22 protein-coding genes and 6 tRNA genes are annotated in these 26,272 nt (G+C 44.3%); 19 read left to right on the top strand and 9 right to left on the bottom strand.

Going from position 1 to position 26,272, the window contains the following annotated elements; translation table 11 throughout:
• Window positions 1-107: 107 nt before the first annotated feature.
• Window positions 108-1,622: an arabinosylfuranosidase ArfA gene (gene arfA, locus U1I11_RS00880; protein ID WP_322903033.1), complete on the bottom strand. Its 1,515-nt coding sequence runs from the start codon at window positions 1,620-1,622 to the stop codon at window positions 108-110.
• A gap of 378 nt (window positions 1,623-2,000) precedes the next feature.
• Here arfA and U1I11_RS00885 point away from each other — a divergent pair, with 378 nt between their 5' ends.
• From U1I11_RS00885 to U1I11_RS00910, 6 genes are all read left to right on the top strand, one after another.
• On the top strand, window positions 2,001-2,609 hold the full coding sequence (locus tag U1I11_RS00885) for a hypothetical protein (RefSeq protein WP_322903035.1): 609 nt from the start codon (window positions 2,001-2,003) through the stop codon (window positions 2,607-2,609).
• Window positions 2,610-2,979: 370 nt separating this feature from the next.
• Window positions 2,980-3,471 carry a ferric iron uptake transcriptional regulator gene (gene fur, locus U1I11_RS00890; protein ID WP_416235590.1) on the top strand — a complete coding sequence of 164 codons (492 nt, stop codon included), beginning with the start codon at window positions 2,980-2,982 and terminating at the stop codon, window positions 3,469-3,471.
• A 771-nt stretch (window positions 3,472-4,242) separates the two neighbouring features.
• Window positions 4,243-5,424: an alanine racemase gene (alr, locus tag U1I11_RS00895; RefSeq protein ID WP_322903036.1), complete on the top strand. Its 1,182-nt coding sequence runs from the start codon at window positions 4,243-4,245 to the stop codon at window positions 5,422-5,424.
• A 235-nt stretch (window positions 5,425-5,659) separates the two neighbouring features.
• A complete protein-coding gene (locus U1I11_RS00900) occupies window positions 5,660-5,941 on the top strand; it encodes a CopG family ribbon-helix-helix protein (protein WP_322903037.1) in 282 nt (93 codons plus the stop codon).
• A gap of 3 nt (window positions 5,942-5,944) precedes the next feature.
• Window positions 5,945-6,295, top strand: a complete 351-nt coding sequence (locus tag U1I11_RS00905; protein WP_188773610.1) for a type II toxin-antitoxin system PemK/MazF family toxin — start codon at window positions 5,945-5,947, stop codon at window positions 6,293-6,295.
• Between the two features lie 161 nt (window positions 6,296-6,456).
• Window positions 6,457-8,682, top strand: a complete 2,226-nt coding sequence (locus U1I11_RS00910) for a Tex family protein (protein WP_322903039.1) — start codon at window positions 6,457-6,459, stop codon at window positions 8,680-8,682.
• Window positions 8,683-9,097: 415 nt separating this feature from the next.
• Here the strand turns inward: U1I11_RS00910 and U1I11_RS00915 are convergent, their stop codons facing one another.
• The gene (locus U1I11_RS00915; RefSeq protein ID WP_322903040.1) at window positions 9,098-9,460 is read right to left on the bottom strand and encodes a hydrolase/acyltransferase; all 363 of its coding nucleotides are present in this window, start codon (window positions 9,458-9,460) and stop codon (window positions 9,098-9,100) included.
• 216 nt (window positions 9,461-9,676) lie between these two features.
• Between U1I11_RS00915 and U1I11_RS00920 the strand changes: the two genes are divergently transcribed.
• From U1I11_RS00920 to U1I11_RS00930, 3 genes are all read left to right on the top strand, one after another.
• Window positions 9,677-10,162, top strand: a complete 486-nt coding sequence (locus U1I11_RS00920) for a SprT family protein (RefSeq protein WP_322903042.1) — start codon at window positions 9,677-9,679, stop codon at window positions 10,160-10,162.
• Window positions 10,163-10,186: 24 nt separating this feature from the next.
• Window positions 10,187-10,262, top strand: a tRNA-Asn gene (locus U1I11_RS00925).
• Window positions 10,263-10,268: 6 nt separating this feature from the next.
• Window positions 10,269-10,360 (top strand) — tRNA-Ser (locus U1I11_RS00930).
• 571 nt (window positions 10,361-10,931) lie between these two features.
• On the opposite strand, the gene U1I11_RS00935 is transcribed toward U1I11_RS00930, so the two are convergent.
• Complete coding sequence (locus tag U1I11_RS00935) at window positions 10,932-11,807, bottom strand: HAD family hydrolase (RefSeq protein ID WP_322903043.1); 876 nt, start codon at window positions 11,805-11,807, stop codon at window positions 10,932-10,934.
• On the bottom strand, window positions 11,804-12,589 hold the full coding sequence (locus U1I11_RS00940) for a DeoR/GlpR family DNA-binding transcription regulator (RefSeq protein ID WP_322903044.1): 786 nt from the start codon (window positions 12,587-12,589) through the stop codon (window positions 11,804-11,806). Before U1I11_RS00940 ends, U1I11_RS00935 begins: the two co-directional genes overlap by 4 nt.
• Window positions 12,590-13,544: 955 nt before the next feature.
• Between U1I11_RS00940 and U1I11_RS00945 the strand changes: the two genes are divergently transcribed.
• The 3 genes from U1I11_RS00945 (at window position 13,545) to U1I11_RS00955 (ending at window position 13,806) form a co-directional block, all read left to right on the top strand.
• Window positions 13,545-13,616, top strand: a tRNA-Glu gene (locus U1I11_RS00945).
• Between the two features lie 19 nt (window positions 13,617-13,635).
• A tRNA-Lys gene (locus U1I11_RS00950) sits at window positions 13,636-13,708 on the top strand.
• Between the two features lie 15 nt (window positions 13,709-13,723).
• Window positions 13,724-13,806: transfer RNA gene (locus U1I11_RS00955), tRNA-Leu, on the top strand.
• Window positions 13,807-14,111: 305 nt separating this feature from the next.
• Here U1I11_RS00955 and U1I11_RS00960 read toward each other — a convergent pair.
• Window positions 14,112-14,306: a helix-turn-helix transcriptional regulator gene (locus tag U1I11_RS00960; RefSeq protein WP_322903045.1), complete on the bottom strand. Its 195-nt coding sequence runs from the start codon at window positions 14,304-14,306 to the stop codon at window positions 14,112-14,114.
• Window positions 14,307-14,528: 222 nt separating this feature from the next.
• Between U1I11_RS00960 and U1I11_RS00965 the strand changes: the two genes are divergently transcribed.
• Window positions 14,529-14,903: a helix-turn-helix domain-containing protein gene (locus tag U1I11_RS00965; protein WP_322903047.1), complete on the top strand. Its 375-nt coding sequence runs from the start codon at window positions 14,529-14,531 to the stop codon at window positions 14,901-14,903.
• Between the two features lie 600 nt (window positions 14,904-15,503).
• Here U1I11_RS00965 and U1I11_RS00970 read toward each other — a convergent pair.
• Window positions 15,504-16,187 (bottom strand): urease accessory protein UreF, encoded by a 684-nt coding sequence (locus U1I11_RS00970; RefSeq protein ID WP_322903048.1) that lies wholly within the window; start codon window positions 16,185-16,187, stop codon window positions 15,504-15,506.
• 486 nt (window positions 16,188-16,673) lie between these two features.
• Here U1I11_RS00970 and U1I11_RS00975 point away from each other — a divergent pair.
• Window positions 16,674-16,756 (top strand) — tRNA-Leu (locus U1I11_RS00975).
• 144 nt (window positions 16,757-16,900) lie between these two features.
• Here the strand turns inward: U1I11_RS00975 and U1I11_RS00980 are convergent.
• The gene (locus U1I11_RS00980; protein WP_322903049.1) at window positions 16,901-17,377 is read right to left on the bottom strand and encodes a glutathione peroxidase; all 477 of its coding nucleotides are present in this window, start codon (window positions 17,375-17,377) and stop codon (window positions 16,901-16,903) included.
• A gap of 174 nt (window positions 17,378-17,551) precedes the next feature.
• On the opposite strand from U1I11_RS00980, the gene U1I11_RS00985 reads away from it, so the two are divergent.
• The 3 genes from U1I11_RS00985 to U1I11_RS00995 all read left to right on the top strand — a co-directional run bounded on the left by U1I11_RS00985 (window position 17,552) and on the right by U1I11_RS00995 (window position 20,076).
• Window positions 17,552-17,971 carry an organic hydroperoxide resistance protein gene (locus tag U1I11_RS00985; protein WP_322904437.1) on the top strand — a complete coding sequence of 140 codons (420 nt, stop codon included), beginning with the start codon at window positions 17,552-17,554 and terminating at the stop codon, window positions 17,969-17,971.
• Window positions 17,972-19,170: 1,199 nt separating this feature from the next.
• Window positions 19,171-19,446 carry a hypothetical protein gene (locus U1I11_RS00990; protein WP_322903051.1) on the top strand — a complete coding sequence of 92 codons (276 nt, stop codon included), beginning with the start codon at window positions 19,171-19,173 and terminating at the stop codon, window positions 19,444-19,446.
• 150 nt (window positions 19,447-19,596) lie between these two features.
• Window positions 19,597-20,076 (top strand): thiol-disulfide oxidoreductase DCC family protein, encoded by a 480-nt coding sequence (locus U1I11_RS00995; RefSeq protein ID WP_322903052.1) that lies wholly within the window; start codon window positions 19,597-19,599, stop codon window positions 20,074-20,076.
• A 643-nt stretch (window positions 20,077-20,719) separates the two neighbouring features.
• Here the strand turns inward: U1I11_RS00995 and U1I11_RS01000 are convergent.
• Both U1I11_RS01000 and U1I11_RS01005 read right to left on the bottom strand, forming a co-directional pair.
• Complete coding sequence (locus U1I11_RS01000; protein WP_322903054.1) at window positions 20,720-21,958, bottom strand: hypothetical protein; 1,239 nt, start codon at window positions 21,956-21,958, stop codon at window positions 20,720-20,722.
• A gap of 333 nt (window positions 21,959-22,291) precedes the next feature.
• Window positions 22,292-23,548: an outer membrane protein assembly factor BamB family protein gene (locus tag U1I11_RS01005; RefSeq protein ID WP_322903056.1), complete on the bottom strand. Its 1,257-nt coding sequence runs from the start codon at window positions 23,546-23,548 to the stop codon at window positions 22,292-22,294.
• A 315-nt stretch (window positions 23,549-23,863) separates the two neighbouring features.
• Between U1I11_RS01005 and U1I11_RS01010 the strand changes: the two genes are divergently transcribed.
• Both U1I11_RS01010 and U1I11_RS01015 read left to right on the top strand, forming a co-directional pair.
• Window positions 23,864-25,009, top strand: coding sequence for a P-loop NTPase family protein (locus U1I11_RS01010; RefSeq protein WP_322903058.1), 1,146 nt, complete (start codon window positions 23,864-23,866; stop codon window positions 25,007-25,009).
• Window positions 25,006-26,271, top strand: coding sequence for a TadA family conjugal transfer-associated ATPase (locus U1I11_RS01015; protein WP_322903060.1), 1,266 nt, complete (start codon window positions 25,006-25,008; stop codon window positions 26,269-26,271). The genes U1I11_RS01010 and U1I11_RS01015 overlap by 4 nt, the downstream gene beginning before the upstream one ends.
• The last annotated feature ends 1 nt before the right edge of the window (window position 26,272 follow it).

Raw genomic sequence — 26,272 nt, forward strand, 5'->3', positions numbered from 1 at the left:
GAGCGATACAAGTACAGTTTCGATCCCTTTTTGCTATGTTTCTATCCGACTACCTCGGCAAACAAGATTGCTTACACTTTAAAATAACAGCGATCCCCTGCGCGACATTACCCTTTACGCAAACGAATCACATTCCATGACGCTTTGCTCAAACGCGCGCTCAACATTCCGCCATCCAGCGTAGATTGACCACGGTTATGCGGTTTTACCGCTTCATGGTCAGCAGTGTTCACCGATTTCAAATCATCATTTTCCAGCACGATATGTTCTTCAATCACATAGCCTTCAAACGAACGAACATCACAGTTTAGATCAAGCGCATCGGTCAGATGGCGATTGACAGCAAAAATCGTCAAATGATCGTTTTCCTCATCATGTACAACCGCACTGTCCAAATAAGGTACATCAGTGTAATCTTTGGCATCATATACAGGGGAATCGATGACCGGCTTTAGCGAGACACCGCGACCGTATACGGAAGCATGCATATATGGATAAAAGATCGTCTGTTTCCACGAACGTCCGCCTGTCTCGGTCATAATTGGTGCAATTACGTTTACGAGCTGTGCCATACAAGCCATTTTAACGCGATCGGCACGACGCAGGAACGTAAGCAACATGCTGCCAACGAGCAATGCATCTTCAAAATTGTACACATCTTCAAGCTGTGGTGGTGCAATGCTCCACGGATCGATTTTGCTGTCCGATTCATTGGAGTGATACCATACATTCCATTCGTCAAAGCTCAAGTACATATTTTTTTTGCTGCGTTTTTTCGCTTTAATATAATCACAAGTAGAGATAACGGTATGAATGAAATGATCCATATCGACCGAACGTGCCAAATAATTTGCCGGATCATTTTCCTGGTTGCCGTAATACTGATGCAGTGAAATGAAATCGACCTCATCATACGTATAATCAAGTGTTGTCGCTTCCCACTGTGGGAAAGTAGCCATACCTGTATTGGAGCTGCCGCAGGCGACGAGTTGAATCGACGAATCGACCAAACGCATCGCTTTCGCTGCTTCCAATGCCAGTTTGCCGTAATCTTCAGCATTTTTGTGTCCGATCTGCCACGGCCCATCCATTTCGTTGCCAAGACACCATGTCTGGATACGATGCGGATCGGCATAGCCATGCTGTTTGCGCAGATCGCTGTAATATGTACCGCCCGGATGATTGCAATATTCGACCAGATTACGCGCCGCATCGATGCCGCGTGTACCAAGATTGACTGCCATCATCACCTCAGAGCCAACTTCGCGTGCCCAGTGTGCAAACTCATTCGTGCCGACTTCATTAGGTTCAATCGTTCTCCATGCTAACTCCATCCGCTTCGGACGTTGCTCGACTGGCCCGACACCATCTTCCCAATTGTAACCGGATACAAAATTGCCGCCCGGATAACGAATGATCGGCACTTGCAGCTCCTGAATGAGCTGTTTCACATCATTACGATACCCATGTGTATCAGCGAGTGGATGCCCTGGATCATAAATACCGCCATATACCGCCCGACCGAGATGCTCGATAAAGGAGCCATAAATTCGTTTGTCTACCTCGGCAATACGGAACGATTTGTCGACAATCATTTTGGCTTTGATGCTTGTTTGAGACATAATACTCATCCTTTCATTTTCAATGTGAAGGTGGTGCATAGATTGAAAGCGGGCAGCCGTATGTATAACCGAGAAGCAGGTGGCTGCCAAATCATGCTTTTATAATTTGAATGTATCATATCGTTCGGTTATAGGTCAATCATAACATTAATAATTAACATTTTTATTAACTATAAAAATATAAAACTTTATTCGTCCCACTCGTCTCCTGACGCCCCATATTTTGTTAGTTAGCGTAACCTTTTGAACGAAGGAATTTGCTATAATTTGTGTATGTAAGCGTTTCAATAGATTGTGTAATGACGTGAATTGTACATTTGTATGAACGATATGCCAACGCAATCTCAATCCAAAATAAAACAAGGGGCTGAATAACAGATGCAGACGCAACCGATTTTTCCTCCTTCCGTGCGCGAAGTGATCGATTTTATTGAGCATGGAGCTTTATTGAGCGAACCTTATCAAGGACAGTTACAAACGATTAGCGTCACCGCACAACTACCGGAGCGCTATGGTGGCGAAATCGAGGTGAGCGTGTCTAATCTGCTGTTTACCGATTTGCAGCAAGCGTTGGATTTTTATGGGAATGAAGATGTGGAGCCGCCTTATTATTTTTTGCTCGATATGACGGTGGAAGCGTCTGGGGACATTCCGGCTGCGGCAACGGAGGCGCAAAAGCAACTTGCACGTGCGCTGATTGAGTATGAAGAAGAACGTGATTTTTATAACCTTATAAAGGAAAGAATCGCGGCGCTTGCAGCCGAGCTACAAATTGAGGATGAACATATCGCTCATGTAGCAGATATCATTAGCGGCGATTTGTATCAATGTGCCAAAGCGCGTTTGTTACTGGAGGAGCCGCATCCTTATTTTGAACAGATGCTAACGATTTACCAAAATCAGGGCATGCCTGTCGGCTGGTTCGGCAGTGAACGTCTGGATGAAGGACAGTTCATTATATATGCACAGCGTTTTTCGCTAAAATAAGCGCGCATCGTTTATGTGTCCTCCAAACCGGTTGGCGGATTTGGTTGTTCCTATTTACAAGTACATTCGGTTCCGATATTATATATTTATAATTATTCTAAATATAAATACAAATTGTAGCTACCGATAATCTTTTAATATATTGGAGTACGGTATTGTACCGCGTGCGTGACGATACAGACATCAGAGTTCATTTCAATTATGGTCGGTATGTGCATGTATGAATCGGCATATGATGCGGATTAGATCGTTGTAGCATACCGTTTGAATAGATAACGAATATGCAGGTGAGCTGCCAAACTGAAACGATAAAGTTGAAACGTTACTTGGACAGAATGAACAAAATCAACCGGAAGGTGTGAGAAACATGATGGTGCTGACGGAACAGGTAGACCGGATTAAAGAGCGTTTGAAATCCAAAGGCTACAAACTGACGCCACAGCGTGAAACGACAATCCGGGTATTGCTGGAGCATGAAAAAGACCATTTGAGCGCAGAGGAAGTATTTCTGCTCGTTAAAGAGCGGTTTCCGGAAATCGGCATGGCAACCGTATATCGGGTACTTGATCTGCTAAACGAACTGCAAATTGTGCAAAAAGTAAATTTTGGTGATGGTGCCGCACGCTTCGATTTGCGTGCCGCCAATAGCCCGCATTTGCATCATCATCTAATCTGCACACGCTGCGGTAGTGTAGAGGAGATTATGGAAGACTGGCTGGTCGCGTTAGAAAAGCGTGTCGAACGTGAATACGGCTTTACCGTAACCGACCACCGGCTCGATTTTCAAGGCGTCTGCTCCGCTTGCCAGGCAAAGGAACGGGAGAAGAACAAAGGCGGCAAAAACTGCCAGGCGGTTTCTTAAACGGTAGATGTTGTGAAGCGATAATTTGAAACGATCGGCGTAAGTGTATGTTTTGTGAGCATATGGAGTTGAACTTGCTAAGAGCAGCTTATTATGAGGTTATAGTTGTGAATAGGGTGCTGTAAATACGGTTATGGAAAAGAGCCTGCAAAGGCTCTTTTTTGATGGGCGGGTTATTAGCTCGGTTTGCGACAGTACACTCCTTCAAATGACAAGTGCAAGCCTAACTTTTCAATATGTAGGCTTTATGACAGTTATAAAATGTAACAATGAGAAGCTGTGCATATTGATCTTTCTGTATATTGATCATAATTGAAATGAAAAAAGTGAAATTTTAAAAAGCAGCGCGCAACATCCCTGTAAACAGTACAACTATGACGGTGCAATCGGCACTCGCACCTGATTTCAGAAACGATAATGATGCCTTTTCGTCGAAGTATGTAATTTGCAAAATGTCCGCTTCTATTCTGAAAGAAGCGGGTAAATACTACAAACAAGGCGAAACCGAACAGAATGATGCTGGACGGCTGTTCGCCTTTTTAAGGTGTAATTATATATAATAGGATTATGTCCTTCATTGCCGCGCTTCCGGCATACGGAATGCTCTGCCTTGGACAGCGGTTTATCCGAAGCGGTCTCGCCTTGTTTTAAGATGCTGCAATTGCCTTTCACAGCGTTTTGAAGTTCGTTCGTAATTGACAGTTGTCCGGCTTCCGCATTAACATAGTTGTATTGCCCGGATGGGCAAAAACGGATAGAAGGTGACTGTAATTGCAAGAGCAATATCGACCAACAAGAGCGGAAATTAATCTGGATGCGCTGCGGGCGAATTACGAAGCTTTTCGGAGTGCATTACCGCACACAACCAGACTGATGCTTTGTGTAAAAGCAGGAGCGTATGGACACGGCGCCGTCGGGGTAGCCCGCGAGCTGGAGCAGCTCGGAGCGGATTATTTGAGCGTGGCTTTTCTGGATGAAGCGATTGAGCTGCGTCAACATGGCATTTCGTTGCCGATTTTAGTGCTCGGTTATACGACACCTGAAGCGGTCGCGGCAGCTTATGAGTATGACGTTACTTTAAATGTGTTTACAGAAGAAGTGCTTGAAGCGATTGCCGGACTGTCTGTGGAACCTTCCGGTCGCAAGCTCAAGGTTCATATCAAAATCGATAGCGGAATGGGCAGACTTGGTTTGCTTCCAGATGAAGCACCTGCATTTGTCGCAAAGGCGTTTGCAGTGTCGACATTGGAAGTGGAAGGGATGTTTACTCATTTTGCAAGAGCCGATGAGCATAATAAACAATATACACTGATGCAATACGACAATTTTCAACGTGTAGACCGCGAAGTGCGAAATATGGGTTATACTATCCCTGTTATACATACGGGGAACAGTGCTGCCGCGATTGATGCTCCCGAATTGTCCCCACAGATGATTCGGGTAGGAATTGCACTGTATGGGCTGTATCCTTCGACCGAAGTGAACCAGCAGGTGATAGCATTAGCCCCTGTCATGGCTGTTAAAACCAAAGTGGTCTATGCCAAAACGCTGCCGGCAGGTGCGGGTATAAGCTATGGTACCCGCTATGTGACCGAGCAGCCTGAGGTCATCGTCACATTGCCAATCGGTTATGCGGATGGATATTCGCGCTTACTTAGCGGAAAAGCCGAAGTGCTATTGCACGGACGCAGAGTACCGGTCGTTGGCACGATCTGTATGGATCAGTGTATGGTATCACTTAAATCTTTTGCCAGAGCGGCAGAAGAAATCCAAATCGGCGATGAGGTTGTCTTAATCGGCCGTCAGCAGGATGAATATATTCCGGCTGATGAGCTTGCTTCCTGGCTCGGCACCATCAATTATGAAGTGATCTGCATGATTGCTTCCCGCGTCCCTCGTCTCTATTACCGTGACGGCGAAATCGTTAGCCGTTTGAACCCTTTGCTGCGTTAATACTGCGTCAAAAAAATTTTCGCAGGTGGAAGGAAACGGAAAATGTTGAGCGAATCTTACATAATGTGATGAAAAGTCTGTACTCATACTGTGATTGTAGTTTATAATGAGGGCAGCAAAATGGCTTTATGTATTGTGCATAGAGTCAGACCATAAACTTGGATTCGCATTATGAAAAAATGCCGTTACAACAGCTAAGGGGTATAGCTGAAAAGGTTTTGGGGGTGCTGGATAGTTGGACAACATGCAGAACGTGCAAGGGATTATGGTCCATTTACCGGATCAGCTTTTGCAGGAAATCGATGGGATCGCAGCCTTGGATAATTCCGACCGCAATGAGTTAATCAGAAAGGCGACGAAAGTGTATCTGACGGAGCGTAAGAAACGGATTGTCCGTGAATCGATGCAGCGTGGATATATGGAAATGGCCAAAATCAATTTAAGAATTGCTTGTGAAGCATTCTATGCGGAGGAAGAAGCGGACATCACTCTGGACCGCTTAGTTAGCGGGGTGTAGACATTGATCGTAAAGCGTGGCGATGTATTTTTTGCAGATTTATCGCCCGTCGTCGGTTCTGAGCAGGGTGGCGTGAGACCGGTTCTGGTGATCCAGAACGATATCGGTAATCGCTTCAGTCCGACGGTCATTGTGGCGGCGATTACGGCGCAGATTCAAAAAGCCAAATTGCCGACACACGTGGAGATCGACGCGAAGTCTCATGGGTTTGACCGAGACTCCGTCATTTTACTAGAGCAGATTCGTACCATTGATAAGCAACGTTTGACTGACAAAATCACACATTTGGATGAGGATACGATGCGCAGGGTGCACGATTCTCTCCAGATCAGCCTCGGCCTGGTGGACTTCTAAAGGCTTTCGGCAAGCAAGTGAACCCGGTGACTGCACCGGGTTTTTTGCGTCCCATAAGTATAGCTTGCGATAGCGTTTGAGATCATGCCCAAATTTTGAGATAATACAGCTATTGATGACAGGGTTCTCTGCATGAACAGAGAGCGGAAAGAGGGATTAGATTGTCTGAACAAAAAGTAATTCATGAAGCACAAGCCCAAGACAGTGAGCAGCAGGTACGTCAGCGGATCGTACGCCAAATTGCCGATGAACTGCATATTTCGCAAAAACAGATTCGTACGACGATCGACTTATTGTCGGAAGGAAATACGATTCCGTTTATCGCCCGTTACCGTAAAGAGATGACAGGCGAGCTGGATGAGAATCAGCTACGCGATATCGAGGAGCGCCATCAATATTTGCGTAATTTGCAGGAACGCAAAGACGAAGTGCTGCGCATCATTAGCGAGCAGGACAAGCTGACCGAACCATTGGCAGCCGCGATTCAAAATGCAAGCAAGCTGCAAGAAGTTGAAGATTTGTATCGCCCTTACCGCCAGAAACGCAAAACACGCGCTAGTGTAGCACGTGAAAAAGGACTGGAACCACTGGCAGAGTGGATACGCAGTCAGCCTAAGGCGCCTGAAGCGCTCGTAGAGGCAGCCAAGTATGTAGACGAGGGTAAAGGTGTAGAAGATGCGTCACAAGCGCTGCAAGGCGCGATGGACATTATTGCCGAGGAATTGTCGGATGATGCGACAGTACGCGCCTGGATTAGACGTTACACGCTCGATCATGGCATGCTCGTGACCGAAGCGCGTAATGCAGATGAAGAAACGGTATACGAAATGTATTATAGCTATCGTGAGCTGGCAAAAAAAATGCCGCCGCACCGCATTTTGGCAATCAATCGTGGAGAGCGCGAAAATGTGCTCAAAGTTCAACTGGAAGTTGACCCGGAACCGATTTATCGCTATATGGAAAAGCAGCTTATTCAGGGATCATCCGCTGTGCAAAAGCTGCTGAGCGAAGTGATCGAAGATGCGTACAAACGTCTAATTGCACCGTCGATCGAGCGTGAAGTGCGCACCGAGCTGACTGAAAAAGGCGATGAACAAGCGATTTCCATTTTTGCCGGTAATTTGCGTAATTTGCTGCTGCAAGCGCCGATCAAAGAAACGCGCGTGCTTGGCGTTGACCCTGCTTATCGTACCGGTTGTAAATTGGCAGCGGTTGATGAGACGGGCAAGCTGTTGGAAGTGGCGGTAACGTATCCGACACCACCGGTCAACAAAAAGCGTGAAGCGACCGAAATTTTCCACCGTATGATCAACGAACACGAAATTGAACTGATCGTCATCGGTAACGGCACCGCATCGCGTGAAACCGAGCAATTTGTAGCTGAATTGATTCAGGAGATCAATGACCGCCAATTGGCGTATTTGATCGTCAGTGAGGCGGGCGCGAGCGTCTATTCCGCTTCCAAACTAGCACAGGAGGAATTTCCTGAGCTGGACGTAGCACAGCGCAGTGCGGCATCGATCGCCCGCCGTGTACAAGACCCGCTTGCCGAACTGGTCAAAATCGATCCAAAAGCGATCGGTGTCGGACAGTATCAGCATGACGTATCGCAAAAAAATCTGGAAAGTTCGCTCAAAGGCGTCGTTGAATCGGCGGTTAACCATGTCGGTGTCGATGTGAATACCGCCTCGCCATCGCTGCTGTCTTACGTAGCTGGTGTGAACGCCACGATCGCCAAAAACATCGTCAAATACCGCGAGGAAAACGGGCGCTTTGTTAGCCGTAAACAGCTGCAAAAAGTGCCGCGTCTTGGTGCCAAAACGCTGCAACAATGCGTTGGCTTTTTGCGCATTAAAGGCGGCGACAATCCGCTTGATTATACCGGCATTCACCCGGAATCGTATGCGGCGACAAGCAAGCTGCTGCAATCGATCGGCATTCAGCCGGAACAACTTGGCAGCGCGGAAGCGGTAAGTGCGCTAGCGAGCGTAGATGTAGAGCAGACAGCAGTAGCGCTTGAGCTTGGTGTGCCGACATTGCGCGATATTTTGGATAGCCTTCAGCGCCCTGGACGCGATCCGCGTGATGAATTGCCATTGCCGATTTTCCGGACCGATGTTCTCAAAATTGAAGATTTAACACCAGGCATGGAGCTACAAGGAACGGTGCGTAATGTGATCGATTTTGGTGCGTTTGTTGATATCGGCATTAAAAACGACGGGCTTGTCCACATTTCCCAGCTTAGCGAACAATTCGTCAAGCATCCGATGGACGTTGTGTCGGTAGGGGACAATGTGACCGTCTGGGTACTGAATGTGGACGTCAAAAAAAGCCGTGTCGGCTTAACGATGCGCAAATCCTCCGCCCAGGCAGCAGCCGGTCAATAAAAGCGCTACAAACGAAGCTGGACAGCCAGCAGGTGTAAATAATACCATTTGCTAGAAGCAGAAGCAGCGATAACGTAATAACAGCCCTGTAGAGCGCTCTACAGGGCTGTTTGCGTACTAATCTGCTACGATCTGGATTGAAGTGAAGCATAAAGGCATTATACGTAACACAGCCAAAATACAGACAACTGCATCCATTCAGCAGCGTCATAACACAAAAGCAGCCTAATCAAACGCCATCACATACTAAACGCAGCTAACACTATAATTTGCATACCAATATAGCAAATGAAGCCATTCAAAACGCCTGATCGATTCAAGCCAGCAAATCAATGGTAGTCCACTTGTAATGAATGCCATGATTCAACTTTATATGCCAGCATCATCACATGCTGATTAACGTTAGTACAAGCGCTCAATATTGTTCTTCGTATTCTTCATACCATTGTTCAAGCTGTGCTTGTAATGCACGTATTTCCGTCAGTAATGAGATCAGCGGATACTGCTGCTCCTGCAAACGGGCAAAAGATTGCTCCAACTCATTAATATAATCCAGCCCGCCAACCGTTTGCGCACCATCTTGCAGCAGCTCCAGCTCACTGCATTCCGCAATCGCATACGGCAGCGCAGGCACGTCAGTAGCGGTCAATTTGCTAATTTCCTTATGTAATCGTAAATTAAGCGCGCTGAGCTGGTAAGCATAATCGGCAGGCATTTCCACATAGTGGAGCTGGTTGTCCTGTTGTAAAATTACGTAGCGCATCGGTGAAGTGCTCATGATCATTCTCCTTAAATCGAATTGCCGGAAGCCCGGTCAGCATGTTCACACATCCAGAAATGCTCGAACATGCAGTTTGTACTTGAAGTGTAGCGCATAACAAAGTTAAAATTCAAGAGAAGATGCTGATTTACGCTGCTTTTCTGAAAAGACGATATATTATATACAAGCACAGTCCATTCGGAACAATCACGTCAAAGGAGCAGAATACGTTTCATGACAAATGAAGAACTGCAGACATGGGTAGAGCAATTATCGCTCCAGCATTTTGAACGTCCATTTGTGCACCAAGCTGTATTTAATACGCGTCTGCGCACAACGGGAGGACGTTATTTTTTAAAAAGCCACAATATCGAGATCAATCCGCATCAACTTGTCGCCTTTGGTCACGATGAGGTGGAGAAGATTATTAAGCATGAGTTATGCCATTATCATCTGCATATTCTAGGCAGAGGTTATCAGCATAAAGACGCAGAGTTTAAACATTGGCTACAGCGGGTGGGCGGTGGACGCTATTGCCAAATTCCGCCGCATATGCTGAACACTAAGCGTCAGGAGCTGTATCGATATCGGCTAGTATGCCGTGATTGCGGTACGCAATATTTGCGTAAACGTCGTATGAACCCGAGCAAATATCGCTGTGGCAAATGCGGTGGAAAACTTACATTAGAATCGCTTGACTTGCCTAGAGAAACATGGTAAATTATTTTTTGTATTCAATAACGTTCCCTGATAGCTCAGTTGGTAGAGCACTCGACTGTTAATCGAGTTGTCACAGGTTCGAGTCCTGTTCGGGGAGCCATTTCTTGGAGAGATACCCAAGTGGCTATAAGGGGACCCTCTGCTAAGGGGTTAGACTGCGTAAGCGGTGCGAGGGTTCGAATCCCTCTCTCTCCGCCATATGAATATTATAATCATATAGCGATCATTAGCAATGAGCATACATAAGCAAGTCAAGAGTCGGCGCAGCCGGCTCTTTTTGTTTTAAGATGGCTTAAAAATGCAGTGAACTTCACTTCTAAAGCAAAGCGTATGGCAATAAATATATAGTAGCTGTTTAAGCAGCATAGATGCGCTGACTATACCTTTACACAACTACACAACTACACAACTACACAACTACACAACTACACAACTACACAACTACACAACTACACAACTACACAACTACACAACTACACAACCAACTTATCAATCATAGACATATGCCAAAAAGATCATCCAATTCGTACCAAGGATGATCTTTTGCCTAAATAAAATAATAATGAATAGCCTAATCTTGTGCACAAACAGAGGAGACGAGCAATACGACTGTTTGGACAACTAAAAAACTTCCCTTAAATCATTTTTTCGCTGCTCTAATTCTGTTCCATGCGGACGCCTATACGAATGTACGCATACAGCTTGTAATCAATGTCTATATCTCAACAACGAGGCAATGCCAACGGCTCATCAATGCAAAGCTAACTATTCATACGAGCGGCACATTCATCCCCAGCGCCTTATAAATCGCATGAGCTACGCCATCCTGCTCATTCGTCAATGTAATCTCATCTGCGATCGCCTTCACTTCCAGTTCGGCATTACCCATCGCGACACCAAGCCCGGCAAGCTGGATCATCGAAATATCGTTAAAATTATCACCGATCGCCATCGTTTGCTCTAGCGGGATATTGTAGTGTGCTGCCAAATGTTGTAATGCCGTGCCTTTGGAAGCATGTTTATGCTCAATCTCAAAGTTCATATGACCCGATACAACCATCGTAATATCTTCACGACCGTCAAAATGCTTCCGTCCCACTTCCAACTTATCCTGTTCAAAAGACAGCGCCAAAATATTATAAAAATCAGTGTGATCCGGAATCTCATGATACGTATGCACACGGATCATTTTCAGCTTAGCGCTCATACTTTGCATCGCTTCCAGCATTTGCAAATAGCTCGGATCGGGATTCGTACTTAACAAACGATCGATCTCAACCGCAAGCAGTTGATGACCAGTGCTGATCGTATAAATGCCTCTGCTCGTATGCACTTGATAGTAGTAGTCATTCTTTTCCAGCCAGTCCAACACTTCTAGCGCCTGATGGCGTGCCAGTGGTAGCGAAAACATAGGCTGTTTCTGTTCATCATGAATGACCGAACCATTAGAGGAAATAACCGGTGTGACCAGCTCTGCCGTTTCCAAAAATGAGCGCACATTGTTATGCTCACGTCCGGTTGCGATTGCCACAACAATGCCTGCCGCCTGAGCAGCACGAATAGCGGCTTTGTTCGTTTCATTAATATACGTATGTCCGCTTAACAGCGTACCATCCAGATCGATGGCGATTAATTGGATCGTCATACATTCAACTCCTTGGAAAATGATTGATCGGCAACCCACAATTCCACCTCATGCTGATCAAGCAGTTCCAGCATTTCAGGGGTAGGGGAACGATCGGTAATAATCAGATCGACTTCGGACAGATCGGCAAATTTGTAAAACAGCTCACGACCAAATTTGGAATGATCGGCAAGTACGATCGTCATCTCGGCTTGCTGCATCATTTTGTGTTTAATACGGCCTTCTTCTACGGTGAGCGACGTTAGCCCTTTGTTAGAAATGCTGCCCACCCCGATAAAAGCGCGTTCGGCAAAATAATGCGATAATGCTTCAACGGCGGCTGATCCATACACATAACGATGTTGGGATTGCAATTGCCCACCAAGCAAATGGACGGAGATGTCCTGTTTGTTAGATAATATGTCCGCCTGATTAATTGAATTGGTGACGATCGTGCCGCCAGGTGCATCGATAAATTCGGCGCAAGCCTGGACGGTAGTAGAGGAATCGAGGATGATGCGTTGCCCACTCTGAACAAGCTGTGCCGCCCGGCGACCGATTTGCTTTTTCGCGGCAGAAACGGTGTTTAAGCGATCATTGTAACTTGGAATAATGATCGGTCCGGCAGAAAGCAATGCGCCGCCACGTGTGCGTACGATGGAGTTCTGTTCTTCCAAACGTACTAGATCGCGCCTTGCCGTATCACGCGATACTTGAAAAATACGGCAAATGTCTTCGACCGTAATACGCTGATGCTTGCCGAGGTATTCCAAAATGTGCAACATGCGTTCTTCCTGATACATAGACAGTCTCCTTTGGCACAAGCAAGGTTGCTGTGGCACTCATCATGATTAAATTAGTCTATATAATAAGCACAACAAGTATACGACACACCTAAAACACGATATTAAGCAACAAGCCCAGTTCAAACGTATTTCTTAAGTGAAATAAGCTTTTAATGCTTTTTATTAAGTTTATATAAGTGATTATAAGTATTTTTAAGCGAAACTACAAGTTATTATTTACTCATTGTATTTGACGAACAGAGTGGAAACATGATGTTAAACCAAAATATGTACATTTATTAGTAGCTTAGCGCGATCAAATTGTAGGTGAATTTAGCTCTTGGATGTTGATGCTGAATACGTTTAAAAGAGTCCAACTTACTATTAAAGTGAGACAGCCTGGCGTATATGCAAACTCATATGTTGCGAGTAGCACTTCGCTGCGGGAAGGAAATGAAGTGTAAGGACGGACTTCTACTGTTTGTGATGCTCCAACGCAATAGTTTGTGTACACGCTTTAGTGAATTGACCAGCTTACATTCAGTTTCTGATTCACTCCATCTTCTGAAAGATACACTGGAATCGTAGCAGGAGAACAGCGCTGCTCTGTAATAGCAAACTGCCCATTTAACTTGGATTGTGTACTGAAACCCTGATCCATGCGATCTTAAAACAGATTCAACACTCAAATTAATCTCGGTCAAGCTACTAGTAACTTGTCTCAAGTACATTTATAGTTTGTCAATCCAACAATCGCTTGGTGCTGAATCGATTTAGGGACGTTTAAACACAATTTTCATTTGAGACATCCTACTAGTAGTACTTTAACGAGCTTACATGTAATGTCTGCTATACTTCACCTAAAAATCATCGCTACAATTGCAGCCATCTAAGCATTCGCAAAAAAACGAAAAAAAGTGCTTGCAATGTAACTCTGTACTTGATATAATAATTTTTGTTGTTGAGAAAATGAGGCCCGTTGGTCAAGGGGTTAAGACACCTCCCTTTCACGGAGGTAACAGGGGTTCGAATCCCCTACGGGTCATCCCTTATTTGATGAGTGAGAGCCATTAGCTCAGTTGGTAGAGCACCTGACTTTTAATCAGGGTGTCGAAGGTTCGAGTCCTTCATGGCTCACTTTTTATAGTACATGCGGTCGTGGTGGAATGGCAGACACGCTATCTTGAGGGGGTAGTGGGTGTATACCCGTGGAGGTTCGAGTCCTCTCGACCGCATTATGCAATACGTAAAAGTCCCTGTTTCGCGACAGGGACTTTTTGTTTGCAATTTGTAGAATAAAATGGAATAATTTGAATAAATAAGGTGATCTTGCGCATAACCTTGTTGAATTCCGTTCCAAACCATACTATATTAGTAATCATAATTGTGTTTTGGTTTGAAACTCGACAGACTACATAATTCTTGTGACAGGCGGAGCGATGATCATGATCCGAAAAGCTGGAATTGGTAGTGGGGAAGCCGATTGTTTTTGCTTTATTATGTACGTTCTGAAGCGAACGTAAACAGCTAGTCATTGCGGTTATTCGGGAATATCAAGTATTTCAGCCACTTGTTTGCGGTATCGTACTGCCTTGCGTGTGCCATTGATTAAATTGGATAACCGAGACGGCGGAATCCCGTAACACTCGCAAAACGTTTTTTGATCCATTTGTAGCTCTGCCAGCCTTTGTTTAATTGCCCAACCAAAGGAGGTAACAGGCTGCTTGCGGTTCAACGGTATCACCCCTTGCTTGCCAAAGTGTAACATGCCATACGTCTAACTGACCGGTACCGGTTCCTAGTCAGCATAGTGAATATGGTATAATGTTTCAGGAAAAGAAGTAAAAAAATGTCGTTAGCTAAATTATATACTTAAATGCGATTTTTATCAATATTAAATTACTTATAAAAGTGTTATTGGAAGCTTTAGATGACATGGTCGGGGAGTTGAAATCATATGCAGTCGCAATCGATTTATGAACGCATTGAATTACTGATCAAAAATAAAGGCATTACGAAAAAGTCTTTCTGTGAACAACTCAAAATTAGTACCGGTAATTTTGGAGACTGGAAACGCGGTAAGTCGACACCGGGTACACATAAGCTGATTGAAATTGCAGCGTATTTTGACGTTAGTCTGGACTGGCTGCTCACGGGTAAAGAACGCTATGCAGAAGCAATTAACGAGCAGACGAGCCCGTATTTTTTTGAATTGATGGGGCAATTGAATTGCCAGGATGAAGTGTTGTCGGAACGGGAAAAAGACTTTATTAAAGAATATATTGAGTTTTCGGTATATCGCAAAGCGAGACAGCAAGACAGTAATCGCTAAAGTGATATCTCTTATAGCGGATTGAACCGGAATTCGCTTGAAATAGGGCATATTTGCGAGCGGTAAAAATCGTGTAGGGTGCGGAGCAAGCTGACGTGTTCGTCATGTTTCGATTGGAATAAAGGATGCGCGCAATGCGATCAAGTTGTACGGGCTAGTATACGATCAAGTGCGGCAGTTGATGCGGTACACAAACTCGGTTACCGTGGCATCATTGTAGATCGTATACGATGAAGTGCGGCAGTTGATCATACACTTATGTTTATAAGGTGATAGGATATTGAGCAACGATGACTGCGTAAGTATGTGCTGATGCATCCCAGTTCACTAATGTAAGTTTGCACATGTATGAACGAGCTGCAACATAGACAGGCTGATCCTCACGTCTAGTGACGAGAGGATCAGCCTGTTTTTGTATAATTATGTTGCGAGTTGCGAAAGTTTACAGCATCGGTAGTTCATCTGATGCTAGACGGTATAACGTTTAAGCGCCTCATCATCTATAATCGCTCAATACAAAGTCTAGCTATAGCGCGTACTTTTAAACAGTCATTACGGTCATTCGGTTGCCATTATGACAATAGCCGATTTCGTCCGCACTCAGTTGCCAGACAAGCTGGACGAGAACGGGACAGAAGGATACAACGGATCGGTAAAAGGATGCTCTTGTTTATGAACGATATGCCGGAGTTGTTGTAACCATTGCTGCTCCATTTGCGACGATAATTGGTCGGTAAGCAGATGGGCTTCCTGAATCGTTAAACTAAGCGGAGCGGCGATCCGGCTTATGCAGCAGGACAATAACGTATAAAAATAACATTCGATCGCTTGCTCCCGTTCCATCCCCAACTGTATATTGATCCAGGCGTGCAAAACAGTGAGCGATAAAATCGCTTCATATTGTTTCATCGCTTGCTCTAACAGCTCAAAGTCCATCCACGGATACAGTGTATGCGCTAATTTCAGTAAGCGCTTACCTGTTTTTCGGGCTTCCTCCATATTAGTCGGCTCGATAATTTGTTGAATGATCGCATGATCCATCTGTGCAAGCATTTGGGCATCTTGGTGGATGGCAGCATAGTATACACCATAAATAGCAGGAGCTTCCCAGCGAAATAAATGTGGCTGTAAATGGTCACTGATGTAATGCTCTAACGCGGCAACATCGGTAATTCGACCTGCTCGCACATGTCGTTCCAAATTATGAGCATGCGTAAAACTGGCCGTAGGCAGCTTGGCTTCCAGTAGTTGCACATAGGCAAGCAACTTCTGATTGCTGTTCATTTGGTATCCTCCTCCGCAAGGTAGGGTTATGAATTTGTATTTGCATGTCTATATATATTACATTGTAAGCTGAATTGAAATGATTTGATGATTTTTTGTGTTTATTTGTTAACTATAGTTACATAATTGTAGTATTCGTGTCAATAATATTAACCCAAAATGCGAAAATGAATAAAATGATAGAGTAGATGAGTACTTTAGACGCTCAATAGGATGTAAACCGATTTAAAGTATAGATGCCTATAGTGAGAACAGGGGCAAGTGAGTTTTAATAAAAGCTAGAATAAGTAAGCATGTTAGTATACATTGATATATCACTATATTGCTATGAAAAGTGCAATAGCGGTTTTGGCTAGATCGACTTTGCTTGTCTTTGCTTGCTATTGTAAAATAGGCATTTACAAGTGGAATAGAAGATGGTATATTATAAAAGTTGCTGCGGATTGTTGATTTATTTGGCAAGTTAGTAGCATTCATACTGTCTGCGCGGTCGTGGTGGAATGGCAGACACGCTATCTTGAGGGGGTAGTGGGTGTATACCCGTGGAGGTTCGAGTCCTCTCGACCGCATTTTGCATTGTATAGTGAGTTTATAGTCAAAAAAGCAAGCAACGAAATCTAAATCAGATTCGTTGCTTGCTTTTTTGTTGTGAGCGCAACATAGACTATGTTGAACGTGATTCATTTCAGTGTTGACGTTAGTTCGCTAGCGTTTTAAAGCTGCTTGCGGATATCGTCTTCGATTTTGTCGGGTGTCGTTTGTGGGGAATAACGTTTGATTGGTGTGCCATCAGGGCTGATCAGAAATTTGGTGAAATTCCATTTGATCGCTTTGGAGCCGAGAATGCCAGGTGCCTGTTCAGCCAAATATTTGAATAGAGGATGTGCTTGTGAGCCATTGACATTAACCTTTTCAAACATCGGGAAACTGACACCGTAATTCAGTTGGCAAAATTCAGAGATTTCTTCGTTGCTACCAGGGTCTTGATTAGCAAACTGATTGCTTGGAAAGCCTAAAATTTCAAAGTTTTGAGCTTTGAATTTGTCATACAGCTCTTGTAGACCGGAAAATTGAGGCGTTAATCCACATTTGCTTGCCGTATTGACGATTAGCAATGTTTTGCCATTATATTGATCGAGCGAAACTTCTTCACCGCGTATGTTGGTCGCTTTAAAATCATGCACGTTCATTCGTTATCCAGCCCCCTTTTAATATAATGATATCAAATTAATTTTAAAAAATTAAAATGGTAAAGTCAATTTTAGTGTACCTATATAAATTCTTAAAAAGGCGTTTCAATCGTGGAACAGTGCTTTACAAATATAGTGTTGGTTCAAAATCATGACGTATAAAGGAGCTGAATGATAATGGCATTGTATACGGCAACAGCGAAAGTTCACGGTGGACGTCAAGGTAAGGTTGAATCCAGCACAGGTGCTGTAGATGTGAATCTGGTTATGCCGAAAGAACTCGGTGGTGGTGGCGGTAACGGCACGAATCCTGAAGAACTGTTTGCGGCTGGATATGGAGCATGTTATCAAAGTGCACTTGCGAATGTAGCGCGTAAAGCGAAGGTGAATGTGACCGATACGCTCGTCACGAGCCATGTGATGATCGACAAAGACCCGACAGACGATGGTTTTAAACTGTCTGTCCGTCTCGATGTCAGCATTCCCGGTTTGTCGCATGATGAAGCGTTGGAAATTGCTAAACAGGCACATGAATTTTGCCCGTATTCTAAAGCGACACGCGGCAATATTGATGTTGAGCTGAATATTGTGTAATAGAATAGATCGATATGGAATAGATCGTTGAATGACAGCGATAGGTGTCATCGTATGATATAAGGTACACCATGCTGCCGAGAAATGGATGGGCAGCTGATCGCTGTACTATGAACGATGCGAAAATACCTTCTTTGTGTATGCAGAGAAGGTATTTTTGTTGATTGTTATCAGGATAGATATAACGATGCGTATATGCCATTAAAAGTATATGTTTATGTGTACGTAACCTTGATTTAAGTAGAGCTATCATTAGGATGAAAATGATATTATTTGTTGTCACAATGATCGCAACTTTGCCTATCTAGTAGACTGTCTCCATTAAAAATCAGGTTCGAACGTACCTGAATACGTTCATGATCAAGCGATGATGACAAAGACATATTTTGAATGTACTTAAGACAAGCTACTAGTAGACTGTCTCAAATGGAAATTTTGTTTGAACGTACCTTAACCGATTCATCATCAAGCAATGGTTAGATCGACAAACTGTAAATGTATTTGAGACAAGCTACTAGTACGTTGACTGCTTTCAATATTGGATTTCAATCCGCTGCCTCTCCTTATTTATAAAGGGAATCTGTGCAGCATCAAACTATATATTTAAAACGGTCAGAGTATTAGCACCTTGACTGCTTTAAATATTGGCTTTGAATCCATTGTATGTCCTTATTTGTAGCGGTAATCTACAGCTACACCTTTTCAACCTATATATTTAAAACGGTCAGAGTGCTAGCCTAGCAGAACATAATATTTTTCACTACGATCCAATCATGCGTATCGATCGGCAACTGGCGACTTTTTGCATGAATGGCGATTAAATTTATGCGTTACGGGTAAGGTTTACATAATAGAACATGCTTTAGCATCGTTTGATAAGACAATTTTAACTGGTGATCATCTATCCGACAAATCATGACAATCAACGCAAAATTGCTCGTTTCGCTCTGTATTTGTGCTCCCCCGCGCACATACGGAGTTGACACATACCCTAAAATTCTTTAATATGTCATATGTCGTATACACAAACGGAGTAGCCGATTTCGGTAAAGCGCTGCTGGTAGCACGGATTTTGATTGTTGGTAAATAGAAAGTCAAAATGATCGGTGCGGCTTGGCAGCTACAAACTTAGTTTGTCGATATAGCGCAGATGAATTGGAATTGGCTATGAAATTTTAAGGATAACGGGTGATGATAAAATGGCATATAGACCGACGATTACGAAGCTCAAAAAAGCCGGTATCAATGAAAAAGAAGGACTGTACGAATTTACGGCAAAACTGGTAGATGGAACGGAGTGCCGTATGTTCTACAATCGTTTTCCAGAATGGAAAATGACCTATATTAACCGATTGCTGACCAAGCCATGTCCAGTATGCCGCAAAGATTTTATTTGCAATTGCTTTAATGCGTTTGCAGGCGAAATTGATCAGCAAATTAAAGATCGTCAACTGATTGACGAAGCACTGGCATAAGCTATTTGTCACAACGCTATAACAATCAATCATAGGCAAAGCGCGGGGGAAATCTTCTTCGTGCTTTTTTGCTATTTTGAATAATAGGCTGATTTTGGGTTATAAAAGGAAGTAGGGGCAAATGACTTTGTATAAAGGAGAGTGACCGAAATGGTAACTGCACATGCTCCGGTATCCAGACCGGGTGAACGAACCGAATTGACGGATCAACAGATTGAACAGCTCATTCATGGCGATCATCCGATCGTGCTCGTAGATGGGGTTTGTCATTTTTGTCAAGGAGCGACCAAGTTTATCATCAAGCGCGATCCGCAAGGAATTTTTCATTTTGCATCATTACAGTCCGAAGTCGGTCAAAAGCTACTGCAAAAAGGCGGTATGCGCAACGATGTGATGGACACATTTGTGCTGATTGAAAAAGGAACTTTTTATACACGTTCAACTGCTGCGCTGCATATTGCCCGCAAATTGCGGTTTGCGTGGCCGTTGTTGTACGCTTTTATTATCGTGCCACGTCTGTTGCGAGACGGAGTATACAATATGATCGCCCGTAATCGGTATCGTTGGTTTGGCAAATCAGATCAATGTATGCTGCCTACACCGGAAATTCGGGAGCGTTTTTTGGAATAATTTGATCGTGTAGAATTAGGGATAATAATGCGAGTGTTCGTTGGTTATAGTGTAGGCGGTTGACATGATACGATAAATATTGCAGCAAAAGCCTGTTGTATGGCAGATGCTCGCTCTAAGCTGTATGGGAATAGCATCCGGCAAGGCGGCATATCATACGAACAGGCTTTTTGGTGTTTGAGTATAGCGATGAAGTTTGAATTTTTATTATGCAATTATATTACATTGACCGAGATTAATTGGAGCGTTGAAGCTGGCTCAAGCTTTTATTCATAAGGAGTTTAGTACAGAGTCATCGTTGAAATTTAACTTGGTTTGCGTACTAATACCTTGACCGTTTTAAATATATCGTTTAAAAAAGTGTAGATTATTGCTACAAATAAGGACTTAAAGTGGATTCAAAGCAAATATCGAAAGCAGTCAAGCTACTAGTACCTTGACTGAGATTAATTTGAGTGTTGAGTCTGTTTTAAGGTCGCATGGATCAGGATTTCAGTACACAATCAAAATTAACATTTAACTTGGTCAAAGTACTAGTAGGCTGTCTTAAATGGAAATTGTGTTTAAACGCACCTAAATCGATTCATCATCAAGCAATGGTTAGATAGACCGTAAATGTATTTGAGACAAGGTACTAGTGATTTTATTTTGAAATTACATATTTGTGCAAAATCCCTTTGTTTTCGTCTGTGTAGATGGCATCGTTAGCATAATCAAACATCGCGTCTGCGGGCGTTCTGTACCACGCCTCAACGATAGATAATGTAGCTGGATTTAAAATATATGTGCGATCCAGCATATTGACCATTACATTTCCATCCAGCGTACGCACTATCCATGTATAATCGGCTGGTGTACCTTTTAATGTAACTATAGCTGATGGTTTGGTAGATGTAGCAGTGTACAATTTAAATGTTCGATTTTCATACAAAATATAGCTATTACCGGTCGCTTGGATACGATAATCATCTGCAACTTTATGTTTCCAGATTAGCTTGCCTTTGGCATCAAATTTGAACAACATATTACCGGCGGCAACTTTATTATACGTACCGATGAACACGGTGCCGTCATCAAGTGTAACAATCTGATCATCATACCGGTCAAATTGAAGTAATGAGGAATGACTGTACAAACGTTTCAAATCGAGTCCGTACGCTTCGAATTTGGCATGTTGTAATGAAGTTTGATTGTTGTGATATCGACTCGTATCGACGATAATGCGGTTACCGCTTGCGCTCATCACATAGGCTGGAATGGTTTGCTGTTGAAGCAGTTTACCGTTGCGATCATACCGTTTCAACATCGATTTTACATTGCCTGCTGAATCGGTAGGAATCGTAACCGCTACGAGCAGTGAGCCGTCTTTCATCAGATTGGCAGTGTACGGAAAAGCGTTTGCCAGTTTAGGTAGCTTTATTTTCCAATTCGGCTTTCCAGATGAATGGAGGGACGTTAACCAATAATGACCATCTGTATATAGATTGCAAAAATAGACGGTTCCATCATTGGTGTACAATGTGTCGCCTAAATCCCCAGATTCCCCCAGATCGTTATAGCTCCATTGCAGTTTGCCATCGTTTGCACTGTAAGCCTGAAACGTATCTGTTGATTTATTGCTCGTATAGTTGGTGGAATGTGAAGATTTTACATACACAAGTGCTTTGGACGGTATTACTTTTACCGAGTACACTACAGAAGAATCCGGATTATAGGTGGAAGCTGCAAACAATGGTGCAGACCATGCAGCGGAATGGAGCTTGGAAATCGTCTCTGCTGCATACGCTGGCAGTGTGATGTTAATGGACATGCTAACGATCACTGTAATTAGCAGTATCGTCCAGCCATAATGGCGATAGGAATGCGATTTGTTTTTCGTCATAATAAGATTACACCTTTCCGATGAGTATGTTGAAGGGAGCTGTAACATATGTATGGACAGCGATGGGCAAAATAAGCTAACAGCGACAATGCCTGCGCTTACGAGTAATGTCTGTTGCAACGCTGCGTTTATTATAAAATAATAATGCACGGAAGGTATGAATACATGGTAACAATATGTAACAGAATAGCCTGATTTACACACAAAAAGCCTCTCTTGTAACCGACCATTATAATTCTGTTCTCTATGCCGTTGTGCATAGCATAGAGCGGAATCACGGTCGTAATACAGGCAGGCTTTTTGTGCATTTGCAAATGAGGAGCACAGCGGGATTTATTTTTTGAGCACGTATTTGTACAACATATCATCCCTTACCGAGTAAACGGTACGATGAACATAATCCAGCGGTGATCCTAGATTGGTCGTATCGATCGTCTCTACGATCGCAAGCGTAGTCGGATAAATTACATACGTACGATCAGCCAAGTTGATCATTAGATTGCCGTCGCTTGTGCGGAGCAGCCATGTGTAATCGTCGGGATCACCTTCCAGTGTGACCGATGCCAGCGCTTTGCCGGATGAGGTGTTATACAATTGGAGCGTTTTATTTTCATAGACGACATAGCCGGTTCCGGTTGATTGGGTGAGCGAATCGCCTGGAATCATTCGTCCCCATAGCAGCTTGCCTTTGGCGTCAAAGCCGAACAGTTTGTTGCCAACGTCTTGAATATTGGCACGAATGAGCACGGTGCCGTCGTTGAGCACAAACATGGAATCACTGCCGTCGCCATAAATGTTGGCATGGGCTGGGAATTGATAGCTGTACAATCGTTTTAGCTCCAATCCGTACACATCCATGCGTGGATTGGAAACCATTTCCCACCCGTTTTGATTTTTGTTCAGCTTGCTGGCGGCGATCAAAATGCGGTTACCTTCCGCCTTGAGCAAGGAGCCTTGAATCGACTGCTGGTTGAGCAATTTGCCGTTATTGTCATAGCGGGTAAGGGTAGAGCGAATAACCCCTTCGGAATTTACCGTACCGCGACTCGCTACGAGCAATGAGCTATCTTTCATTAACGTAATAGTTGCTGCCTTGCTGAGCGATTTTTCCCAGTTTAGTTTACCGGAGGCATGGATCGAGTATAGCTTGTACGTACCGTCCGAATATTCGGCATACAGATAGACGGTGCCGTAATGAGTATAAGCAGTCTGTGTCGATAATGTATAAGCGCCGGCAGGCTTATGCAAGCTATAGCTCCATTGCAGTTTGCCTGTCGCCACGCTATACGCTTTTAATGTGTCCAAATACCAGCTATTTTGTGTTTTGCCGGTTGTGTTCGGAATATCTTGCTGGGTATGTACATAAACCAGCGCTTTGGACGGTACGGCATGTACATCTGTCACTCTTGATGCAAGTGCATTGTCGACATGATCAGCAAGCAGCGGTGGCGATGACCATACAGCCGGGCTAAGTCTAGTTACCGTATCTGCTGCAAATACAGGTAGGGCGATAGACATGCCAAGCACGCCTGCAAGCAGTGCTGAAATCCAGGCGTAGCCGCGATGTGATCGTTGTGCATTGTTCATCATTACATTCCGCCTTTCTGGTAGTGGGATCGATAAAGCGATTCCGTGCATATCCTTATACTTTTTAACCTGAATTGGGAATGACGCAACAATGATGAATGAAATGTCATCGTTTAAAAACGAGCATACACAACCGTACGACGATTGTATTGCCGTTTGCGGAAAATTCGCAAACATAGTCTTGCAGACCTATCCATTCTATGCTATTCTTACGTTAAATTATAGTTATTTCAACGGAAGCACCGTTTAAGTTACGCATCTGAAGTGCGTAGTTTAAACGGTGCTTTTTTGTTGTGTTTATCCAAAAGGGGGATGCCGATGGCTCCGATTCAAATTGTAGTTTGCGTTGAGGATCAACAATATATTGAGCTATTGCTGCGCTATATTCGTTCCAGCGAGTATGCAGCCAAAGTGACGATTCGTGCCTTTTCGGAGGTGACGATGTTTATGCAATATATTGCCGAGGAGCGACAGAAGCCGCTGATTGTTGCTGAGGAGGTATTTTTGCAAGCATGGCGTATGCATGAATCGCTTTCCTACACACGTTGGGTACGGCTGGGCGAGTTGGATGAGCTGAATGCAGATGAGTATACCGTTGCCAAATACCAGCCATTGCATCATTTATTAGAGCAATTGTGCAGCTTTACCGGTAGATCAGCGCTGGAATCGCCACGTGAGTCAGGGCGTGCAATGATTACGTGTCTATATTCTGCTGTTGCTGGAAGCGGCAAATCCGTAACAGCGATGAATATGGCGAAGCAGCTTGGACTGCAAGGGGAATCGGTATTTTATTTAAACCTGGAGGCGATGAGCAGTAGCGGTTTGCTAACGTTTGCTCAAACGAATAATATGCCTGAGCTGTCACGACTGCTGTACGATTTACAAGCAGCCACGGAGAGCAAGCAAACGTTAGCGTATCCGATTCATACGTATACGATCCGTGCTGAGGAAATTCGTGCGGATACGTTTATGCCGCCAGCGAATGTGAATGAATGGTTGCGTATGACCGTGGAGGAGGCATTAAGGCTGATCCACTATATCGCTGACAGCGGCGTATATGATCATATTATTATTGACAGCGAGTCCGGTTGGACGGAGCGTGTACAGGCGGCTTTAAAGTGTAGCGACCGTATTGTGTGGCTATTAACAGACGATTTGTTATGTAAGGTCAGAACGGAGCAGTGGCTTGCGTATTTGCAAAACTATAATAAACAGTGGCTGGAACGGTTGGAGCCAAAGCTTTCTTTTGTCATGAATCGGTACAAGGGAAGTATAATGAACGCTTTGCCAGCAGGCATACAGCCAGACGCGACATTGCCTGATGTGCCTTCTTGGAAGCAGGTGACAAGCAGTGAGTTGTTATGGTGCTCGCCTATTTTCCAGCGTGCTATTTTGAAGCTATGCCGTCTGGATCGAGAGCCGATGCACGATGCGCAACAGTCTGCTGGCGGGGTGGGAATGTGAATGAAGAACTGTTTGTTGCGCTGCGTAATGAGGTGCGTTCAGGGCTGGATGTGACGTTTGCGGTCGATGATCGCGAGCTGATGAGCCGAATTGAATATAAAGTGCTGCATGAAGCGCGTTATCCTGGGCTGACGGCAGGTGAGCGTCGCAAATTGGTGCGGCAGGTGTTTGATTCGTTTCGCGGGCTCGATATTTTGCAGCCGCTTGTCGATGATCGCAGTGTGACGGAAATTATGATTAACAGTTATCAGGATATTTTTATTGAGCGTCATGGACAGGTAATACGAAGTGAAGCTGTATTTGAGTCACCGGAGCGACTGGAAGACATTATTCAGACGATCGTTGCCAGCGTGAACCGTGTCGTTAATGAATCGTCACCGATCGTAGATGCCCGCCTGCCGGATGGTTCGCGTGTCAATGTAGTGTTGCCGCCTGTCGCGCTCAAAGGACCAACGATGACGATCCGTAAGTTTCCCGAACAGCCGCTAACGATGGACGATCTGGTGCGGATCGGTGCGCTTGACCGGACAGCTGCGGAACTGTTGCAAACGCTAGTACGCAGTAAATTTAATATTTTTATTAGCGGTGGAACCGGCTCTGGTAAAACGACTTTTCTGAACGCATTGTCACAGTATATTCCGCCGGATGAACGTGTGATTACGATTGAAGATTCAGCGGAATTGCAAATTTGCACTGTACCGAATCTCGTTTCGCTGGAAACTCGGAATGCCAATACGGAAGGCAAAGGTGAGATCGGTGTGCGTGATTTGATTCGCTCATCGCTGCGCATGCGTCCAAACCGTATTATCGTCGGTGAGGTGCGTGGTGCGGAAGCGCTCGATATGTTGCAGGCGATGAATACAGGTCATGATGGATCATTCACTACAGGTCACAGTAACAGTGCACGCGATATGCTAAGTCGGTTGGAAACGATGGTATTAAGCGGAGCTGAACTGCCGATTCAAGTGATCCGACAGCAGATTCGTTCGGCGATTGATATTTTTGTACATGTGGCTCGTTTGCGCGATCGTTCACGGCGTGTAGTCGAAATTGCGGAAGTGCGCGGGATGAGCGATGGCGAAGTGATTTTAAATCCGCTGTTTGTGTTTGAGGAACAAGCAGAACGGGATCGCCAAATAATCGGCCAGCTCAAACCGACAGGGAATTTGCTGCTGCATACGGATAAATTGCGTGCTGCCGGGCTGGAAGAATGGAGACAGCTAGCTGCGATCGTAGATATGGATAATTGTCTGAAAGACTGAG

This window comes from Paenibacillus campi (assembly GCF_034659835.1).
GTDB lineage: Bacteria > Bacillota > Bacilli > Paenibacillales > Paenibacillaceae > Saccharibacillus > Saccharibacillus campi.

Bases quoted from the DNA above. Each gene is read 5' to 3' on its own strand.
- fur (WP_416235590.1), top strand. From the start codon at position 2,980: ATGGTGCTGACGGAACAGGTAGACCGGATTAAAGAGCGTTTGAAATCC.
- U1I11_RS00915 (WP_322903040.1), bottom strand. From the start codon at position 9,460: ATGAGCACTTCACCGATGCGCTACGTAATTTTACAACAGGACAACCAG.
- U1I11_RS00990 (WP_322903051.1), top strand. From the start codon at position 19,171: ATGGCATATAGACCGACGATTACGAAGCTCAAAAAAGCCGGTATCAAT.
- U1I11_RS01005 (WP_322903056.1), bottom strand. From the start codon at position 23,548: ATGATGAACAATGCACAACGATCACATCGCGGCTACGCCTGGATTTCA.
- U1I11_RS00965 (WP_322903047.1), top strand. From the start codon at position 14,529: ATGCAGTCGCAATCGATTTATGAACGCATTGAATTACTGATCAAAAAT.
- U1I11_RS01000 (WP_322903054.1), bottom strand. From the start codon at position 21,958: ATGACGAAAAACAAATCGCATTCCTATCGCCATTATGGCTGGACGATA.
- U1I11_RS00935 (WP_322903043.1), bottom strand. From the start codon at position 11,807: ATGACGATCCAATTAATCGCCATCGATCTGGATGGTACGCTGTTAAGC.
- U1I11_RS00885 (WP_322903035.1), top strand. From the start codon at position 2,001: ATGCAGACGCAACCGATTTTTCCTCCTTCCGTGCGCGAAGTGATCGAT.
- U1I11_RS00940 (WP_322903044.1), bottom strand. From the start codon at position 12,589: ATGTATCAGGAAGAACGCATGTTGCACATTTTGGAATACCTCGGCAAG.
- U1I11_RS00970 (WP_322903048.1), bottom strand. From the start codon at position 16,187: ATGAACAGCAATCAGAAGTTGCTTGCCTATGTGCAACTACTGGAAGCC.
- U1I11_RS00920 (WP_322903042.1), top strand. From the start codon at position 9,677: ATGACAAATGAAGAACTGCAGACATGGGTAGAGCAATTATCGCTCCAG.
- U1I11_RS00980 (WP_322903049.1), bottom strand. From the start codon at position 17,377: ATGAACGTGCATGATTTTAAAGCGACCAACATACGCGGTGAAGAAGTT.
- arfA (WP_322903033.1), bottom strand. From the start codon at position 1,622: ATGTCTCAAACAAGCATCAAAGCCAAAATGATTGTCGACAAATCGTTC.
- U1I11_RS01010 (WP_322903058.1), top strand. From the start codon at position 23,864: ATGGCTCCGATTCAAATTGTAGTTTGCGTTGAGGATCAACAATATATT.
- U1I11_RS00995 (WP_322903052.1), top strand. From the start codon at position 19,597: ATGGTAACTGCACATGCTCCGGTATCCAGACCGGGTGAACGAACCGAA.